Here is a 4,435-nt window from a genome sequence, read left to right as displayed (position 1 = left end):
CCCTCGCTCCCGGGATGGGGGGCACGCTTTCCGCAGGCGGGCGTTGAACTAACCGGCTGCGCCGGTGGATTTCAACCTGCCCTTCCCTCCTGCAGGAGTCGGCCCCCCATCCCGTCCGCTTTATTGAGAGGAACGATAGAAATTCTTAGAGAAACAAATTCTAATGACGTTACAGATGAATTAGAGCATTGCCAAACAAGTGAATCTTTTGTGGAAAGTGAACCGCGGGTTGAAGTTTGCATAATCCTCGGGTTATTTGGTATGCAAATTCAAACGACTACCACAATATTTGCTGGGAACCTCCAGACTTTTAAATGAAAAAGAGTAACAAGTTAAAGATAAGTAAAAGTAACCCTAGCAGGGGAATAACACGGAGACTCCTGCGGGAGCAGTGACCCACGTGTGAGACCCCGCAGGCGACAGCCGAGGAGGCTCACCGGGCACCCGCGGAAAGCGGAGTGTTATTCCCCTGCGGCAGGTAGGCACTTTTTCAGTGGATTTCCTCCATTTCCCATAGGAGTTGAGTGATTTCCGCTCCATTTCACTAGGAGATTAACTGCAATAAATCTTGAAAAAAGAACCTATTGAAAAACGGATCCTTATTTAAAAATCCTAGTCTGCTAGCAGCATTTTTGCGATGACGATTCGTTGGATTTCGTTTGTTCCTTCGTATATTTGTGTGATTTTGGCGTCGCGCATGTAGCGTTCGACTGGGTATTCTTTTGTATAGCCATAGCCTCCAAATACTTGGACAGCTTCTACGGTTACGTCCATGGCTGTGTCGCCGGCAAATAGCTTCGACATCGCTGATTCTTTCCCGTAAGGTAGGCCCTCACTTTCTTTCCAGGCGGCTTGATAGGTCAATAAGCGGCTTGCTTCTATTTTTGTGGCCATATCGGCAAGTTTAAAAGAAATTCCTTGCTGCGAACCAATTGCCTTGCCGAATTGCTTGCGCTGTTTGGCGTAGGCAACAGACGCATCTAGAGCGCCTTGGGCAATTCCTACCGCTTGGGCTGCAATGCCATTTCGCCCACCATCCAGTGTCATCATCGCTATGCTAAAGCCTTCCCCTTCCTGACCAAGTCGGTTAGCTACAGGGACTCGGCAATTTTCAAATATAATCTCCGTTGTTGGGGAGGAGCGAATGCCTAGCTTGTGTTCTTTTTTGCCTACAGAAAAACCAGGCAAATCAGCATCTACAATAAATGCCGTAACTCCTTTATGACGAAGCGTTGAATCGGTTACAGCAAAAACCACATAAATATCAGCCACCCCACCGTTTGTAATAAATATTTTTGAACCATTTAAAACGTAGTGTTCACCATCTTTTTGAGCTGTTGTCTTCATTGCTGCTGCATCTGATCCTGAACCAGGTTCGGTTAACGCATAAGCCCCGATTTTCGACCCTTCTGCTAGAGCTCGTAGATACGTTTGCTTCTGCTCTTCCGTTCCAAATTTGTAAATCGGCCAACCCGCTAGTGACGTATGTGCCGATAGCGTCACACCTGTAGATGCACATACTCGTGATAATTCTTCAACCGCAACGACATAGCTCAAATAATCGGAACCAATCCCCCCGTATTTCTCTGGCCACGGAATACCCGTTAAGCCAAGCTCAGCCATTTGATCAAAAATAGAACGGTCAAAGCGCTCTTGTTCATCACGTTCTGCTGCCGTTGGTGCGACTTCCTTTTCAGCAAAGTCACGCACCATTTTTCGTATCATTTTTTGTTCTTCTGTTAAGAAAAAATCCACCTAAATCCCCCCTAACTTAGTAACTGTTTGCTTATCACCATTCTTTGAATCTCACTTGTACCTTCGTAGATTTCACACACTTTTGCATCGCGGAAATAGCGCTCAACTGCGTAATCTTTTGTATAGCCATACCCACCAAAGATTTGGACAGCTTCAATCGCTGTTTTCATCGCTGTTTGTGAGGCAAATAATTTGGCCATTGATGCTTCCTGACTGCATGTTTTGCCATTGTCTTTCAAATGAGCAGCTCGGTATGTTAAAAGCTTAGCAGCTTCAATATTTGTTGCCATGTCTGCAAGTTTGAAAGCAATTGCTTGCTGCTTTTCAATTGGCTTGCCAAATTGTTTTCGTTCTTTTGCATAAGCAGCTGCAGCTTCCAAAGCTGCTTCAGCAATACCTAAGCTTTGAGCGGCAATGCCAATTCGGCCAAAGTCCAGATTGGCCATTGCAATTTTAAAGCCGTCCCCTTCCTGACCAAGTAAATTCGCGATTGGTATTTTGGCTTGGTCAAAAATCAATTCTGTCGTGTTTGAGCCATGTAAGCCCATTTTCTTCTCCTTTTTGCCAACTTGAAATCCTTCTGCTTCTTTTTCAACGATAAATGCGGAAATTCCCTTCGCCCCTTTTCCTGGCTCTGTTACAGCAAAAACAATATACGTATCGGCCTCTCCACCGTTTGTAATAAACACTTTTGTTCCGTTCAAAATATAATGGTCTCCATGTCGTACAGCCGTTGTTTTTAACGCAGCGGCATCTGACCCAGCATGTGGTTCTGTTAATCCGAAAGCTCCTAAAAAAGTCCCCTCTGCTAGCTTTGGCACAAACTTTTTCTTTTGTTCTTCTGTCCCAAAATACAAGATTGGATTCGTGCCGACTGACGTATGGACTGATAAAATCACTCCCACCGTTGCACTCACTTTTGATAGTTGGTGTATGGCAATGATATACGATGTGAAATCCATCCCAGATCCACCGTACTTTTCAGGAATTGGAATCCCCATTAATCCAAGCTCACTCATCTTCCTTATGATTTCTCTTGGAAACGTTTCGTTCGTCTCCATTTCTTTCACAAATGGTGCAATTTGCTGCTCAGCAAACTGTTTAACCATTTTTTGCATCATCTCTTGTTCAGGTGTGAAACGTATATTCATTTCCAACCACCTCCGAAACGTCATTAGTTGTATTCGTAAAATCCACGCCCTGTTTTTTTTCCAAGCCAACCCGCTTTCACATACTTACGCAGAAGCGGACACGGACGATATTTATCATCTCCAAAGCCATCATGAAGGGTTTCCATAATATAAAGGCATGTATCAAGTCCAATAAAATCAGCTAACGTCAGAGGCCCCATCGGATGGTTCATGCCGAGCTTCATCACTTCATCAATCGCTTTAGGTTCAGCTACCCCTTCATAAACAGCAAAAATAGCTTCATTGATCATTGGCATTAAAATTCGATTGGAGACAAAACCCGGGAAATCATTTACTTCAACGGGTGTTTTCCCTACCTTTTTTGCTAGGTCTTCAATTGTGTTGAACACTTCGTCTGTTGTTGCCAATCCACGAATGACTTCTACCAATTTCATCACGGGAACAGGGTTCATAAAGTGCATGCCAATGACCTTTTCCGGCCTGTTCGTCGCTGCAGCGATTTCAGTGATAGGCAGGGAGGATGTATTTGTGGCAAGAATTGTTGTTGGAGATGTGATTTCGTCTAGCTCTGAAAAGATTTTCGTCTTGATCTCCATGTTTTCTACTGCTGCCTCAATGACGAGGTCCACTTCGCTTGCTTGTTCTAGTTTTGTGGAAGGATGAATCCTTTTTAGAATGAGGTGTTTTTCTTTCTCCGTAAGTTTTCCTTTGTCTACTTGCCTTGTTAAGTTCTTTGTAATGGTCGTAATCCCGCGTTGGACAAACTCTTCCTTTATGTCATGCAAAATAACGTCAATCCCAGCCATCGCATGAACTTGGGCAATCCCCGAACCCATTTGGCCAGCTCCAATTACCAAGACTTTTTTTATGCTCATGAGAACGCTCCTTTTTTAGATTTATGATTGTTGCTCTCTTCATACTTTCATCTTTTGAAAATCTGCGGTCTTCTCAAGGCATGTAACAAGTGGATTCATCATGTCCGTTCCATTGCGCTACAGCCACTCGCACCCGCAAGGAGGTGCCGAGCCTCCTCGACTACGTCTGTTGGGTCTCACCCTTACCTCTATTTGAGCCACTGAAAAAGTGCCTAACTGCCGCAGGGGAATAACACTCCGCTTTCCGCGGGTGCCCGGTGAGCCTCCTCGGCTGTCGCCTGCGGGGTCTCACACGTGGGTCACTGGTCCCGCAGGAGTCTACGTGTCATTCCCCTGCTGGTATTAGCTTTTCATACTCTCTACCTAAGATCCAACTACAATGAGCTTTTGTAGTGGGTGGCATCAACGATGATGCCTTTTACTCGTTATAAGATTGTTGAACAGTAGGGAATTTTTATCGTTCCTCTCAAAAAAGCGGACGGGATGGGGGCCGACTCCTGCAGGAGGAAAGGGCAGGTTGAAATCCACCGGCGCAGCCGGTTAGTTCAACGCCCGCCTGCGGAAAGCGTGCCCCCCAACCCGGGAGCGAAGGCAAAGCTCCCTTTCAAGTCCCAAGTAAACGAGCACTTTTTCAGTGGCATCCCTCTTTCCCGT

At 45.5% G+C, this 4,435-nt stretch carries 3 protein-coding genes; all 3 read right to left on the bottom strand.

Annotation, left to right across the window (positions count from 1 at the left end; translation table 11 throughout):
- Positions 1 to 612 precede the first annotated feature (612 nt).
- The 3 genes from JCM9140_RS21540 to JCM9140_RS21530 are packed head-to-tail and all read right to left on the bottom strand — an operon-like array spanning position 613 to position 3,781.
- On the bottom strand, positions 613 to 1,755 hold the full coding sequence (locus JCM9140_RS21540) for an acyl-CoA dehydrogenase (protein ID WP_034751601.1): 1,143 nt from the start codon (positions 1,753 to 1,755) through the stop codon (positions 613 to 615).
- An 11-nt stretch (positions 1,756 to 1,766) separates the two neighbouring features.
- Complete coding sequence (locus JCM9140_RS21535; RefSeq protein WP_034751598.1) at positions 1,767 to 2,906, bottom strand: acyl-CoA dehydrogenase; 1,140 nt, start codon at positions 2,904 to 2,906, stop codon at positions 1,767 to 1,769.
- A gap of 23 nt (positions 2,907 to 2,929) precedes the next feature.
- A complete protein-coding gene (locus tag JCM9140_RS21530; RefSeq protein WP_034751595.1) occupies positions 2,930 to 3,781 on the bottom strand; it encodes a 3-hydroxybutyryl-CoA dehydrogenase in 852 nt (283 codons plus the stop codon).
- Between the last annotated feature and the right edge of the window lie 654 nt (positions 3,782 to 4,435).

The organism is Halalkalibacter wakoensis JCM 9140 (genome assembly GCF_000513095.1).
Taxonomy (GTDB): Bacteria; Bacillota; Bacilli; order Bacillales; family Bacillaceae_D; genus Halalkalibacter; species Halalkalibacter wakoensis.
The sequence above is the reverse complement of the archived record's forward strand: the minus strand, read 5'-3'. Positions and strand labels throughout refer to the sequence as shown.